Annotated in this window: 14 protein-coding genes; all 14 read right to left on the bottom strand. The window is 61.3% G+C overall.

The features are described from left to right. Positions 1 to 27: 27 nt before the first annotated feature. The gene (gene fliM, locus AB9L16_RS07025) at positions 28 to 996 is read right to left on the bottom strand and encodes a flagellar motor switch protein FliM (protein WP_003222890.1); all 969 of its coding nucleotides are present in this window, start codon (positions 994 to 996) and stop codon (positions 28 to 30) included. 9 nt (positions 997 to 1,005) lie between these two features. Next, positions 1,006 to 1,509 (bottom strand): flagellar basal body-associated protein FliL, encoded by a 504-nt coding sequence (gene fliL, locus AB9L16_RS07020; RefSeq protein ID WP_016771071.1) that lies wholly within the window; start codon positions 1,507 to 1,509, stop codon positions 1,006 to 1,008. A gap of 338 nt (positions 1,510 to 1,847) precedes the next feature. Further along, complete coding sequence (locus tag AB9L16_RS07015; RefSeq protein ID WP_375123285.1) at positions 1,848 to 3,215, bottom strand: flagellar hook-length control protein FliK; 1,368 nt, start codon at positions 3,213 to 3,215, stop codon at positions 1,848 to 1,850. 105 nt (positions 3,216 to 3,320) lie between these two features. After that, on the bottom strand, positions 3,321 to 3,668 hold the full coding sequence (locus tag AB9L16_RS07010; protein WP_041479021.1) for an Hpt domain-containing protein: 348 nt from the start codon (positions 3,666 to 3,668) through the stop codon (positions 3,321 to 3,323). A 30-nt stretch (positions 3,669 to 3,698) separates the two neighbouring features. Next, on the bottom strand, positions 3,699 to 5,402 hold the full coding sequence (locus tag AB9L16_RS07005) for a SpoIIE family protein phosphatase (RefSeq protein WP_375123284.1): 1,704 nt from the start codon (positions 5,400 to 5,402) through the stop codon (positions 3,699 to 3,701). Positions 5,403 to 5,407: 5 nt separating this feature from the next. Then, positions 5,408 to 5,713 carry an STAS domain-containing protein gene (locus AB9L16_RS07000; protein ID WP_056783805.1) on the bottom strand — a complete coding sequence of 102 codons (306 nt, stop codon included), beginning with the start codon at positions 5,711 to 5,713 and terminating at the stop codon, positions 5,408 to 5,410. A 190-nt stretch (positions 5,714 to 5,903) separates the two neighbouring features. Beyond that, a complete protein-coding gene (gene fliJ / locus AB9L16_RS06995) occupies positions 5,904 to 6,353 on the bottom strand; it encodes a flagellar export protein FliJ (RefSeq protein WP_016771076.1) in 450 nt (149 codons plus the stop codon). Positions 6,354 to 6,359: 6 nt separating this feature from the next. Next, positions 6,360 to 7,718 carry a flagellar protein export ATPase FliI gene (gene fliI / locus AB9L16_RS06990; protein ID WP_016771077.1) on the bottom strand — a complete coding sequence of 453 codons (1,359 nt, stop codon included), beginning with the start codon at positions 7,716 to 7,718 and terminating at the stop codon, positions 6,360 to 6,362. Continuing rightward, positions 7,708 to 8,514 (bottom strand): flagellar assembly protein FliH, encoded by an 807-nt coding sequence (fliH, locus tag AB9L16_RS06985; protein WP_280035920.1) that lies wholly within the window; start codon positions 8,512 to 8,514, stop codon positions 7,708 to 7,710. The genes fliI and fliH overlap by 11 nt, the downstream gene beginning before the upstream one ends. A 4-nt stretch (positions 8,515 to 8,518) precedes the next feature. Next, the gene (gene fliG, locus AB9L16_RS06980; protein ID WP_016771079.1) at positions 8,519 to 9,538 is read right to left on the bottom strand and encodes a flagellar motor switch protein FliG; all 1,020 of its coding nucleotides are present in this window, start codon (positions 9,536 to 9,538) and stop codon (positions 8,519 to 8,521) included. Then, complete coding sequence (fliF, locus tag AB9L16_RS06975; RefSeq protein WP_071171439.1) at positions 9,531 to 11,318, bottom strand: flagellar basal-body MS-ring/collar protein FliF; 1,788 nt, start codon at positions 11,316 to 11,318, stop codon at positions 9,531 to 9,533. The genes fliG and fliF overlap by 8 nt, the downstream gene beginning before the upstream one ends. Before the next feature lie 14 nt (positions 11,319 to 11,332). After that, entirely contained in the window at positions 11,333 to 11,662 is a 330-nt protein-coding gene (gene fliE, locus AB9L16_RS06970; RefSeq protein WP_016771081.1) for a flagellar hook-basal body complex protein FliE, read from the bottom strand. Positions 11,663 to 11,790: 128 nt separating this feature from the next. Beyond that, on the bottom strand, positions 11,791 to 13,173 hold the full coding sequence (locus AB9L16_RS06965) for a sigma-54 dependent transcriptional regulator (RefSeq protein WP_252869006.1): 1,383 nt from the start codon (positions 13,171 to 13,173) through the stop codon (positions 11,791 to 11,793). 5 nt (positions 13,174 to 13,178) lie between these two features. Beyond that, a complete protein-coding gene (locus tag AB9L16_RS06960; RefSeq protein ID WP_375123283.1) occupies positions 13,179 to 14,390 on the bottom strand; it encodes a PAS domain-containing sensor histidine kinase in 1,212 nt (403 codons plus the stop codon). Between the last annotated feature and the right edge of the window lie 37 nt (positions 14,391 to 14,427).

Below are 14,427 nucleotides of genomic sequence, written 5' to 3'. Positions count from 1 at the left end.
TTAAATACGGGGGTGGAAAGCGCCGCCTCAGCGACGCTCGATCGGCTCGATCACCTGCAACGCGAGGTTGCCTTTGTGCGAGCCCATCTTGACCTTGAAGGCCGGCACGCCGTTGGCGCGCATGATCATGTCTTCCGGCATCTCGACCGGGATCACATCCCCCGGTTGCATGTGCAGGATGTCGCGCAGCTTCAACTGGCGGCGGGCCACGGTGGCGCCGATCGGCACGTCGACATCGAGCACGTCCTGGCGCAGGGCGTTGACCCAGCGCTCGTCCTGATCGTCGAGGTCGGACTGGAAACCGGCGTCGAGCATCTCGCGCACTGGCTCGATCATCGAGTACGGCATGGTCACGTGCAGATCGCCGCCACCGCCATCGAGTTCGATGTGGAAGGTGGAGACCACAATTGCTTCGCTCGGGCCGACGATGTTGGCCATGGCCGGGTTCACTTCCGAGTTGATGTACTCGAAATTGACTTCCATGATCGCCTGCCAGGCTTCTTTCAGATCGACGAAAGCCTGCTCGAGCACCATGCGCACTACGCGCAACTCGGTCGGGGTGAACTCACGCCCTTCGATCTTGGCGTGACGGCCGTCACCACCGAAGAAGTTGTCCACCAGCTTGAACACCAGTTTGGCGTCGAGGATGAACAGCGCGGTGCCGCGCAGCGGTTTGATCTTGACCAGGTTGAGGCTGGTCGGCACGTACAGCGAGTGCACGTATTCGCCGAACTTCATCACCTGCACGCCACCGACAGCCACGTCCGCCGAGCGGCGCAGCATGTTGAACATGCTGATGCGGGTGTAGCGGGCAAAGCGCTCGTTGATCATTTCCAGCGTCGGCATGCGTCCACGGACGATGCGATCCTGGCTGGTCAGGTCGTAGCTTTTGACACTGCCGGGTTCGGCAGCATTATCGGTCTGTACCAGACCATCATCGACGCCATGCAGCAGCGCATCGATTTCATCCTGGGACAGCAGATCCTGCACGGCCATGTCGTGTTCCTACTGCAGTACGAAATTAGTGAAAAGCAACTGTTCGATGACCACTTTGCCCAGTTCTTTCTGCGCCACTTCCTGGACGCTGGCGGTGGCCTTCTGGCGCAACATCTCCTGGCCGACCGGGGTCGCCAGTGTGGCGAAATCCTGACCGGAGAAGAGCATTACCAGGTTGTTGCGGATAACCGGCATGTGCACTTTGAGCGCGTCCAGATCGGCCTGATTCCGCGCCAGCATGGTGATGCTCACCTGCATGTAGCGCTGACGGCCGTTCTGGTTGTAGTTGGCCACGAAGGCCGGCGCCATCGGCTCGAAAATCGCCGCCTGCTTGCCGACCGGCGCTGCTTCAGCGGCCTCGGCAGGCTTGCTTTGCGCGCCGTGCATGAAGAACCAGGTCGCCCCGACGGATGCACCAATGGCCACCAGCAACGCCAGCACGATCACGATGATCAGCTTGAGTTTGCCTTTGGTTGCGGGGTCTTTTACTGCTGCAGCTTCGCTCTTCGCCATGCCAATAATCCGTCACTAATCGGGGGTTTCACAGTCGTACGGCAAGGCAAGAGCAAGTGTTATGCCAGAAGTGTCGGAGGTCGAGAACGACGCTAAAGTCAAAAGCACCCTCACCCCAGCCCTCTCCCTGAGGGAGAGGGGGCCGACCGAGATGTAATGGGGCTGGACATCGACCTGCACAACCGAGGTGATTGCAAGTTCAGGGCGGGAATCAACAGGTCGCCGAATGTCGAACGGATTCAGCGATGCTCGTTCAGGTCGGCGTAGTTCTTCAAGATTCCCCAATCGGTCCCCTCTCCCTCTGGGAGAGGGCTAGGGTGAGGGGGCTCTTGATTTGCTCAGGCGTAATAGTCGACCGCGCTGCTGCCAATTACGCTGGTAGTCTGCGCCGCCACTTCAGCGACAGTAGCCGGTGCCAATTCCTCATCCGCCGAATCCAAGCGGCCACCCGCAGCGCTGGTCCGGCCACTCTGCCCCTGCTGCGCCTGTTCCTGACCTTGCTGCCCCTGCCAGCCACGGTTCTGGTCGGCGACATTGACATCCACCTGGCCCATGCCCTGCTGGTTGAACATGTCGCGCAGGCGGTGCATCTGGCTGTCGAGCGCTTCACGCACGCTTGGGTGTGCGCTCATGAAGGTGACCTGGGTCTGCTGATCGGGAACCATGTTCACGCGGATATCCAGACGCCCAAGCTCCGCCGGCTGCAACTGAATGTCGGCGGCCTTCAGGTTGACGCTGGACAGGTACATGACGCGGTTGACCACTTCTTCGGTCCAGCCGCTCTGGTGCATGGCGATCGGCTGATTCACCGGCAGCGCATTAGCGGTTTTCGGCGTAGCGGCCTGGGTCAGTGCCGCCAGACGGTTGGCGAAGTCATCGACGCGAGTGTCGCTGGTAGCCGATTTCAGATCCTTCAGACCATCGTCGATCAGCCCGCTGAAAGCTTGTTCGCCGCCCTGACTGGTGCTGTCCTTGTCGGCCTGCACGTCGAGCATGCTGGCCATGCCGGCGGCAAAGTTCTGCGCGGCGGTCAATTCACCGTCAGCCTGAGCTTGAGCAGGCGTGGCTTTCGGTTGCGCCTGACTGGCGGCGGAAATATGCCCGCCCTGCTCCATCGCCATGCGCACGGCCGGCATCGAGTCGAGCGGGTCGGCCGATGGATCGAAATCGCTGTCGGTTGCCGCCGGATCTTTGACCATGCCCGACACGACCGCCAGTGCAGGCGTTTCGGTTTCCGGCTGGGCTGGCGTGGCGACTGTTGGCGTTTGCACCACAGGCGCTGCCACCAACGGCTGAACGACTTGCGCCAAGGCCGGATCAAGGGCCGGGTCTACAGGCGCGGCATCGGCCACAGGGGGTTGTATGGTTTCAGCGGTGTCATCGGCAGTGGCAGTCGCGTCGTCGCTCGCCGCCGCTTTGTCGGCAGGCAACGCTTTGCCGCTATCGGCAACTGCTGGCTGGGGCGCGGCAGATTGATCTTTGCCGATATCCTTTTTGCCGCTGCTGTCCGCGACCTTATCGCGTGCCGGCCTGACTGAATTGTCAGCGCTCACGGCGGGCTTGGCCGGCGCCTGATCGGCAAACACTTTGGCGAAGCTGGAGGCCTTGTCCCCGGCGTCTGCGGCCATTGCCGACGATTTGGCAGAGGCGGCTTGCGCCTTGGCCTGAGCGGCGGTATGAAGAAGAATGTTGGGGGTCGCAGGCATGACACGGTCTCCGCTGCACTGGGATCGTAGGTACAGTTGAGCAAGTTGACTGCAAGTGCCGGGCCAGTTTGGCCAGACACTTGCGAAAAGCGCCGGACGGCAGCTTTAGTGGATGTGGGCGTGGTGCTTTTCGCTTTCGTACACCGGACGTACTTCGGCGAATTCAGAATGGATATCGGCGACTAGCTGAGCGAGCGCTTCCGGGCTTTTGTCCTTCGCATTCGACTCCAGGTCCTGGCACAACTCGGCCAGTCGAACCGCGCCCATGTTGCTGGCGCTGCCCTTGAAGCTATGCGCTACATCGGAAAGCGCTTTGGCGCTGGTGCTGTCCTGCAACTCGTGCAGGCGGCTTTGCGAATCTGCCAGAAAAGTCTCCAGCAATTCCGTATAGCCGTCCTCCATCACCTCGCGCAAAGTATCGAGGACTTCGCGATTTACATGTGGGTCTGTCACTTGCTCACTCCTTGATCAAGAATGGGCGGATTATGCCTCAATCTCCCAGAAAAACTCCACGCTGGCACTACGACCTTGGTCCGACCAACTGGCGTTGCGCCCCAGTTGCCGGACCAGACCGATGCCGCGTCCCGACAAGCGGACGTTATCCACGGGCCTTTCCATGACCCGCGCCACATCAAACCCCTTGCCACTGTCATCGACACGAATGACCAGCCGCCCACCCTCGCCTTGCGGTTGCACCTGCAGATGCACGCGCACGAAACCGTCTTGCAGCGCCTCCATCCGCGCCGCGCGCATTTCATAGTAGCGGGCGAAACCTGCCGCATCGCGTTTGAGGCTCGAGTCCAGCCCGAGCACGCCATGCTCCAGGCCATTGGAATACAACTCGGCGAGCACGCTGTACAGCGCCCCGCTTTGCGCGCGCAGGCCATGCACCTCAAGCAGCAACTGCAAGAGGAACGGCAATGGATTGAAGCGCCTGAGCGTGGCGCCGCGAAACTCGAAACTGGCCGACCAGTCCAGCGGGCACGACTGGCCACTGTCGGAATACACCGGCGCTGCGCCGTGGGCCTGCGCCGACTCAAGCAGACTGACTTCGACCATGCTTACGTCATCACGGGCCTGTCCGCGAAAATCGCGCAACGCCTGTTCGATATCCTCGAATAACCGATCCGGCTCACGGTTCGCCGCAAACACCTGCTGCAAGCGTTCGACGCCGAACAACTGGTCATTGGCATCGCAGGTATCGATCACGCCGTCCGATAACAGAAACACTCGATCATCGACGGCCATCGGATACACATCCGTACGGTCATCGAAGGCTTGCGCGCTGAGAATCCCAAGGGGCAAATGCCGCGCCGGCAAGGGCACACGCTCGCCGCTGGCCATGCGGTGCAAGTAACCGTCGGGCATGCCGCCGTTCCACACCTCCACCGAACGGCTCTGGAAACTCAGACTGAGCAAGGTGGCACAGCAGAACATGTCCACCGGCAGGATGCGCTTGAGCTTGGCGTTCATCTCGCGCAGGGTTTCGGCCAGGCCATAGCCCTTGGCGGTCATCCCATAAAACACTTCGGCCAGCGGCATCGCCCCCACCGCTGCCGGCAAGCCATGCCCGGTGAAATCGCCGAGCATGACGTGCATGTCACCGGCAGGCGTGTACGCCGCCAGCAACAAGTCACCGTTGAACAGCGCATATGGCGATTGCAGGTAACGGATGTTCGGCGCACTCAGGCAACCGGAATGTGCGACCTTGTCGAACACCGCTTTGGCCACGCGTTGTTCGTTCAGTAGATAGTCATGATGTTTTGCGATCAGATCACGCTGCTGCAGGACCGTTGCCTGAAGGCGCCGCAAGCGATCCATCGCCTTGATTTTGGCGGCAAGGATCACCTGGTTGTACGGCTTCGCCAGAAAATCGTCACCGCCAGCCTCTAGACAACTGGCCAGCGCTTCACTCTCGGTCAGCGAGGTGAGGAAGATGATCGGCACCAACGCTTCACCCGCCAGCGCCTTGATCTGCCGCGCCGCTTCGAAGCCGTCCATTACCGGCATCAGCGCGTCCATCAACACCAGATCGGGTTCTTGCTGCTGGAAGCATTCGACCGCCTCCGCACCATTGGCCGCCGTCAGCACTTGATGACCTTGACGGCGGACAATGGTGGACAGCAGCAGCCGGTCGGCGGCACTGTCTTCGGCGATAAGAATAGTCAGCGGCTCTTGCGCCTGCATGGGCGTCAACTGATGTCGAAGAGTTTGTCGAAGTTGGAAATCGCGAGGATTTTCTTCACATCGGAGCTGCTGTTGACGACGCGGATATCCGAATTGTCGCCACCGGCGTGATCACGCAGCAGAAGCAACATGCCCAGCGCGGAGCTGTCGAGGTAAGTGGCCTCTTTGAGATCGACCACGATGGATTCGGGTTTGTGTGGGAGCCGTTCATACGACTCGCGAAATTCCTGATGGCGACCGAAATCGAACCGGCCTTTGACGGCGATCGTGAGCTTTTTCTGGTCTGGAGAGACTTCTGTAACGACTGACATTGACTGGCTTCCTTGTCATTGACGAACCTGTACAAGGTTTAGCACCTGGATAGGGTTGGGGCAAGGCGCAACAGTGGAACAAGTGTGGGAGCGAGCCTGCTCGCGAAGGCATTCTGTCAGTTGACTACAGGATTGACTGACACGGCGCTTTCGCGAGCAGGCTCGCTCCCACAGGGTTTGGCGGTGAGGTTTAGAAGGCATCACGCCTTGGCAACCGCTGCGACAGTTCATCGAGCAGCTTCTGCTCCCGCTTGTCTTCCAGGCGTTGCGCTTCATCACGATAGCGCTGCACCAGTTTGCGCAAGCCCTCGACGCGGGCGAATGCCTGTTGCCACTCTTCACGCGCCTTGTCGAGCTTGTTCTGGTGCCAGACCAGGCTCTGCCGTTGCTGGTCGACGGCGGTGTCGAGTTGCGCCAGAAAGCCCTGAAAACCCAGCAGCCATTGCCCGGTCACGCCGGTGCTGCCGCGCACGATCCACTGCTGCGAGTAATCCAGACGAAAGGCATTGAGGTCGGCCAGTTTGCTTTCGGCAACTTTGACCTGGCCCTGAAAGTAGGCGAGGCGCTGCACGGCGGCTTTCTCGGCCTTCTCGGCCATGTCCACCACCGGTGCCAGGCGCGCAGCGCGGCTGACGGCCATGGCCGGTTACCCGCCCGCCGCAGGGGCGAACAGGGTTTCCAGATAGGCCTGGCTTTCACCCAGATTGATTTTGTCGTTGAGGCCCTGGCGCTGATACCTGACCAATTGCGGCTGCAGGGAAATCGCCAGATCGGTCTCGCGATCACCACCGGCCACATAGGCACCGACGCTGATCAAATCACGGCTCTGCTGATAGCGCGACCAAAGCTGCTTGAAATACTGCGCGCGCTGCATGTGATCCGGCGAAACCACCGCCGGCATCACCCGGCTGATCGACGCTTCGATGTCGATCGCCGGATAGTGGCCTTCCTCGGCCAGGCGCCGCGACAGGACGATGTGGCCGTCGAGCACGCCACGCGCCGAGTCGGCAATCGGGTCCTGCTGGTCGTCGCCTTCGGACAGTACGGTGTAGAACGCCGTGATCGAGCCACCGCCCTTCTCCGCGTTACCGGCGCGCTCCACCAGTTTCGGCAGCTTGGCGAACACCGAGGGCGGATAGCCCTTGGTTGCTGGCGGTTCGCCGATGGCCAGCGCGATTTCGCGCTGGGCCTGGGCGAAACGGGTCAGCGAGTCCATCAGCAGCAGCACGTTCTTGCCCTTGTCGCGGAAATACTCGGCGATGCGCGTGCAATACATCGCCGCGCGCATACGCATCAGCGGTGCATCGTCTGCTGGCGAGGCAACCACTACCGAGCGTTTGAGGCCCTCTTCACCGAGGATGTGCTCGATGAATTCCTTAACTTCGCGGCCACGCTCACCGATCAGGCCGACGACGATGATGTCGGCTTCGGTGAAGCGGGTCATCATGCCCAACAGCACCGATTTACCGACACCGGTACCGGCGAACAGACCCAGACGCTGGCCACGGCCGACCGTCAGCAAACCGTTGATGCAACGGATGCCGACATCCAGCGGTACGCTGATCGGATCACGGTTGAGCGGGTTGATGGTCGGGCCGTCCATCGGCACCCAGTCTTCGGCCTTCATGCCACCCTTGCCGTCCAGCGCGCGGCCGGCACCGTCAAGAACACGGCCGAGCATGCTCATGCCCATCGGCAAACGACCGGTGTCGGCCAGCGGCACCACACGAGCGCCCGGGGCAATGCCGGCGACGCTGCCGACCGGCATCAGAAAGACTTTGCTGCCGGAAAAACCCATGACTTCCGCTTCCACCTGAGACGGATGGTAGCTGTCGTCATTGATCACCATGCAGCGGGTGCCCATGGCGGCGCGCAGGCCTTCGGCTTCGAGGGTCAGGCCAACCATGCGCAGCAGCCGACCTTCAAGGATCGGCGCGCCGGCAATCTCGGTGGCCTCGGCGTAGGTGCTCAGGCGCTTGGCGAAGCTGGTGCGTTCAAGGCGCATCGCTGGCGTCCGCGCGCGGCTCGTCAGAGTCGACAGCCGCTGGGGTGTCTTCAGGAATGTCCAGACTCAAGTCAGGCGCTGCCGGATGCAGAGCCTGCTCATGCAATTGGTCGAACAGCTTGGCCATGACCTGGGTCACCCGTGACTCGACGCTGGCGTCGATTCGGCTGTGCTCGGTTTCAACCCGGCAACCGCCCGGCAACAGCGACTCGTCCTCGACGATGCGCCAGCTTTCTTCGTGGCGTTCGCGCAGGGCTTTGACCTGGGCGAAATCCTGCGGATTAACGTACAGGCGCACGTTTTCCACGCCCAGCGGCAACAGCTTGAGGGCATCGCGCATGACGTGTTCGATCTGTGTCGAGTCGATGGCCAGTTCGCGCTTGATCACTTGTTTGGTGATGTGCTGCACGAGGTCGACCAGCGACTTTTCAATCTGGGTGTCTTGCTCGGCGATCGGTTCGAACAGGTTGGCCATCAGCAGCTCAAGGCTGGCGATTTTCGCCGCCAGCGCTGTTTCAGCCTCCTGACGCACCTTCAGCGTGGTGCTGTGAAAACCTTCCTTTTCACCAATGGCGAAGCCCTCGTTGTAAGCCTCCTGACGGATGCTTTCGAGTTCTTCCAGGGTCAGTGGCTGGACTTCTTCCAGCGGCACTTCTTCCATTTCCGGCGGTTCGGGTTCCGGCTCCGGCTCGGGTTCCGGTTTCGGCGGGTCGAAGCTGGGCAGCGCCCAGGATTCGAAACCACGAACATCGCGGGCGCGGATCAGATCCGTCACAGACTCGTCAGGCTTATCCATGGGCTTAGATCATTTCCTCGCCGCCCTTGCCACCGAGCACGATCTCGCCGGCTTCGGCCATGCGACGGGCAATGGTGAGAATTTCCTTCTGCGCGGTTTCGACATCGCTGACGCGCACCGGGCCTTTCGCCTCGAGGTCGTCGCGCAACAGTTCGGCGGCACGCTTGGACATGTTCTTGAAGATCTTTTCCTTGACGCCCTCGTCCGAGCCCTTGAGGGCCAGCACCAGCACATCGGAAGAGACTTCGCGCAACAGCGCCTGAATGCCACGGTCGTCGACGTCGGCAAGGTTGTTGAACACGAACATGAGGTCTTCGATCTGACCGGACAGGTCTTCGTCGACTTCGCGGATCGAGTCCATGAGCTGGCCTTCGATCGAGCTGTCGAGGAAGTTCATGATGTCGGCCGCACGCTTGATGCCACCCAGGGTGGTGCGCGAGGCGTTCGAGTTGCCGGAGAACTGTTTCTCGAGAATCTGGTTGAGTTCTTTCAAGGCGGCCGGTTGCACGGTGTTCAACGACGAGACGCGCAGGATGATGTCCAGACGCACTTTATGGTCGAAGTTGCCGAGCACTTCACCGGCCTGATCCGGGTCGAGGTACGCGACCACGATTGCCTGGATCTGCGGGTGTTCGTAACGGATGACGTCAGCGACTGCGCGCGGCTCCATCCATTTCAGGCTGTCGAGGCCGCTGGTGTTGCCACCGAGCAGGATGCGGTCGATCAGGCCGTTGGCCTTGTCTTCGCCCAGGGCCTGGGTGAGCATCTTGCGTACGTAGTCGTCGGATCCGACGCCGAGGCTGGTCTGATCGCCGACGATGTCGACGAACTCGCTCATCACCTGCTCGACCTGTTCGCGATGGACGTTGCCCATCTGCGCCATGGCCACGCCGACGCGCTGAACCTCTTTGGGTCCCATGTGGCGCAGCACTTGCGCAGCATCGGTCGAACCCAGGGACAGCAGCAGAATCGCGGCTTTGTCGACCTTGGTCAGTTTGACGGTGGCGGCTCTGTTATCACTCATCTGCGTTAATCCACTCTTTCACGACCTGAGCCACGCGACCCGGGTCTTCAGCTACCAGACTCTTGATTGCATTCAGCTGCGCGTCATAACCCTCGCTCGGGCTCGGCAACAGAATGCTCTGCGGACCACCGAGGCTCACGCGGTCGTTGGCCAGTTCGCCGTCCAGGCCGCCCATGCCACCGAGTTCCACGTCGCTGCCCAGACCGGCCAGCTCCTTGCCTTTGCCACCGCCGGTGATGTTGTTGAGCACCGGACGCAGCACACCAAACACCAGTACGAGGATGAACAGCACACCCAGCACTTGTTTGACGATGTCCCAGAACCAAGGCTGGGAGTAGAACGGAATATCGGCAATCACTTCGCCGCGCTCGGCGGAGAACGGCATGTTGATCACGCTGACGCTGTCGCCACGGCTGGCGTCGAAACCGACGGCGTCCTGCACCAGACGGGTGAAGCGCGCCAATTCGTCGGCGCTCCACGGCGCACGGCTGGTTTCGCCGTTGGCCGGGTTGATCTTGACCTGATCGTCGACCACCACCGACACCGACAGGCGATTGAGACGGCCCTGCTGCTGCTTGGTGTGGCTGATCGAACGGTCGAGTTCGAAGTTCTTGGTCGATTGTTGACGCTTGTCCGCCGGGTACGGCGCGAGCATCGGCTGGCCGGTGGCCGGGTCCATGATCTGCTGACCGTTGGCGTCAACCAGTGGCTGACCCGGCTGGATCATCCCGGCCGGTGCGGCGGTGCCACCGGTGGTCTGCGGCGCCGAGGCAGGCGCCGGCGGCTGGTTGCTCAGGGCACCCGGCACACCTTGCGGGCCATTGCTGGCGGTGCGTTGTTCGTTGACCGACTGCTCGCTGCGCAACGCCGGTTGGTCCGGGTTGAACTGCTCGGCGGTCGATTCGACGGCACTGAAATCGACGTCGGCGGAGACTTCAGCCTTGTAGCGATCGTTGCCCAGTACCGGTTGCAGAATGTTGTGCACGCGCTGGGTGAGCATGCTTTCCATGCGGCGGCTGTAATCGAACTGCTTGCCGGCCATGGTCATTTCCGAGTTCTCCGCCTGATCGGAGAGCAGGTTGCCCTTCTGATCGACGACGGTGATCTGCGATTTGCTCAACTCGGGCACGGAAGTCGCCACCAGGTTGATGATCGCCACCACCTGACCCGGCTCCAGCGAACGCCCGCTGTACAGCTCGACCAGTACCGAAGCGCTTGGTTTGCGCTCGTCACGGACGAACACCGAACTCTTCGGAATCGCCAGGTGCACGCGTGCACCCTTGACGTTGTTCAGGCTGGAGATGGTCCGCGCCAGTTCGCCTTCGAGGCCGCGACGATAACGGGTCGCTTCCATGAACTGGCTGGTGCCCAGACCCTGTTCCTTGTCGAGGATTTCGAAACCGATGTTGCCGTCGCTGGGAGTGACACCAGCGGCAGCGAGTTTCATCCGCGCACGGGACAGGTCGTCGGCCTTGACCAGCAAGGCGCCGGAATTGGGTTCTACGTTGTAAGGGATGTCAGCGGCGGCCAGGGTTTCCATGACCTGCTTGGCGTCCATGCCGGCAAGGCTGCCGTACAGTGGACGGTAATCCGGCTGCTGCGACCACAGCACCACGGCAAAGCCAATCGCCACGCTCGCTGCCAGACCGACCAACAGGCCGACCTGACGCAGCACGGTCATCTGGGAAAGGTTTTCCAGAAAGGACAGGCCGAACAGCGGCGGTTTGCCGTCGATCGGGGTGGCCTTGGCCGGAACGTTATCAGCGACTGCTTCTGCCATGACTTATTTCGCCCTTAAACCGGCATCTGCATGATGTCTTGGTAAGCCTGGACCAGCTTGTTGCGCACCTGGGTCAGAGCCTGGAACGACACGCTGGCTTTTTGCGACGCAATCATGACGTCAGTCAGGTCGACACCGCTCTTGCCGATCTCGAACGCGTTGGCCAGTTGAGTCGACGCCTGCTGGGTATCGCTGACTTTATTGATCGCCTGACCGAGCATGTCGGAAAAGCTGCTGCCCGCGATTTCAGGGACAGCGGCAGTCGATTTACGCGCAGACATGGCATCCACTTTCATGGCCTGCATGTCCATCATCAACCGATTAAATTCAATACCTTGGCTCATGGTCTACTCTCTTGGGCGGCCCGCAATTTTTTGACACTCACTCGGCGGGTACACAGGTATTAGCAACAAGGGTGCCAGCTAGTGGGCACCCTCCTGAGAAAAGCATCTGGAATGTTTTGCAGCATCGATCAGGTGGCGAACAGATAACCTTCGACATCCATCCCGGCATCGCGCATTTGCGCCAGTTTGTAGCGCAGGGTGCGCGGGCTGATGCCGAGCTTTTCGGCAGCTTCCTTACGGCGGCCACGCTCGGCGCGCAGGGTGTCGATGATCATCTGAAACTCCCGGCGGCGCAGGTCATCGCCCAGCGCGCCGGAAGAATCCGCCTCGATTTCCACCTCGCGGATCACCGGTGCCGTGATCGGCAACGGCGCAAATGTCACCGCACCGCTCAGGCAGAAATCCTGCGGCTGAATCAAACCGCCCTGCTGCAGAATCAACGCGCGCTGAATGGCGTTGTCCAGCTCCCGCACGTTGCCCGGCCACGGGTACGCGGTCAGGCAAGCTTGAGCTTCGGGGGACAGCTTCGCTGCTGCGTGCTTCATTTTATTGACGTGTTTGGCCAACAATTTTTCCGCCAGCGGCAGGATATCGGCAGTGCGCTCGCGAAGTGGACGCCAGGCCAAGGGGAAAACCGACAAGCGGTAAAACAGGTCTTCGCGAAAACGCCCCGCCGCCACCTCGCCGGCCAGATCACGATTGGTCGTGGCGACCACGCGAATATCCAGACTGATCGGCTTGCGCGCGCCCACTCGCTCCACTTCCCGCTCTTGCAGGACGCGCAGCAACTTGGCTTGCAGACCCAGGGGCATTTCGGAAATTTCATCGAGCAGAATGGTGCCGCCGTCCGCTTGCTCGAACTTGCCGGCCTGCGAGGCGATGGCGCCGGTGAACGAGCCCTTCTCATGGCCGAACAGTGTTGCTTCGAGCATGTTGTCGGGGATCGCCGCGCAGTTGATCGCAATAAACGGCTGGCTCGCCCGTCGCGATTGCTGGTGGATATAGCGCGCCAGCACTTCTTTACCGGTGCCGGACTCGCCGGAAATGAGGACAGTCGAATCACTGCGCGCAACCCGTGCGGCCAACTCAAGCAACTGCGCACTGGCCGGTTCAACGGCGACGGGGCCTTCCGCTTCGCCTGCATCAATGCAGCCCAGCGCATGCCGCGCCACCAGATCGAGCAATGCCTTGGGCTCAAACGGCTTGACCAGATAATCCGCCGCGCCTTGGCGCATCGCATCGACCGCACGCTCGACCGCGCCATGGGCGGTCATCAGCAGTACCGGCAATTGCGGCTGGCGTGCGCGCAGCAACGCAAGCAATTGATGACCGTCCATGCCCGGCATGTTGACGTCGCTGACCACCAGGCTGAAAGCTTGCTGCGCGACCGCCGTCAGCGCTTCTTCGGCGCTGCCGACGGCGTGATAGTCGTGGCCGGCGAGGAGCAGCGTATCGGCCAGCGCTTCGCGCAACGAACGGTCATCCTCGACCAGCAACACCTTGATGCCCATGACGTTTATTCAACTCCCTGTGCAGCGGAAAACAGTGGCAGGCTGAACTGCGCGCAGGTGCCGCGCCCGACTCGCGAGCGCAGGGTCAATTCTCCCTGATGCGCACGGGCCACCGCTTTGACCACGGTCAGGCCGAGGCCGGTGCCGGTGACTTTGGTAGTAAAAAAAGGCTCGCCGAGGCGCGCCAAAACTGTCGGCTCAATGCCGCTGCCGCTGTCGCTGACACACAGACGCAGGGTGTTGCCTCTGGTGTAGCAATGCACTTTCAGGCGCGCTTCGCCGGCGCTGGCCTGAATGGCGTTTTCAATCAGATTCAGTAATGCCCCGACCAGTGTGTCGCGGTTGCACAGCAGCTCACCGGCATGGCTGTCGCACTGCCAGCGGATCGGCAGGTCCTGCACATGGGTCAGCGCCGCAGCCTGCAGCGACTGCATCAAGGCACCGGGCGTGAGGCGGTCGGTCAGCGGCAATTCACCGCGAGCGAACACCAGCATGTCGCGCACTTGATGTTCGAGTTCGTGCAGACGCTCTTTCAAGCGGCCGGCAAAGCGTTGCTGGGTTTCCACTGGCAGTTGCTGTTCAGTCAAATGACTGGCGTAGAGCAAAGCGGCGGACAGCGGTGTTCGAATCTGGTGGGCCAGCGAGGCAACCATGCGCCCCAGCGATGACAAACGTTCGTGGCGCGCCAACTGGTCTTGCAGATGACGTGTTTCCGTCAAGTCGTTGAGCAGCACCAACTGCCCCGGCTCGGCATCCAGCGAGCGGGTGGAAATCGACAGGCGTCGACCGTTTTTCAAGGAGATTTCATGACCGTCGTCTTCACGGGGAGCGAAGCAGCGTGCAATCACATGGCGCCAGAGTTCGCCCTCGAGTGGCGAGCCGAGCAGATCGATCGCGGCCGGATTGGCTTCGCGCACCAGACCGTGGCCGTCGATGACGATGACGCCGCCGGGCAACAGGTCGAGGAGGTTTTGCAGGCGATTGGCCAGGCGTTCTTTTTCCGCCAGTTCCTGCATGCGCTGGGCGCTGACCACGGCCAGCTCACCCTTGAGTTCGGTGACCCGCGCTTCGAGCAGGCTGTAGGAGTCGGTCAGCTGGCTCGACATCTGGTTGAACAGCTGGAAGGCCTGCTCAAGTCCCTGACGACTTGCCTGCTCTACGGACGAGGGTTGCCCCACGATATTGGAGGCAGAAGAGATCTGGGCGGCTTGGGGCATTGGGCTCTCTCGCTTGGCTGACCGTCAGTGAAACGGA

Source organism: Pseudomonas sp. LW8 (assembly GCF_041956865.1).
In the GTDB taxonomy this organism is placed as follows: Bacteria; Pseudomonadota; Gammaproteobacteria; order Pseudomonadales; family Pseudomonadaceae; genus Aquipseudomonas; species Aquipseudomonas siliginis.
Note: the sequence above shows the minus strand (reverse complement) of the source record. Positions and strands in the feature narration are given on the sequence as shown.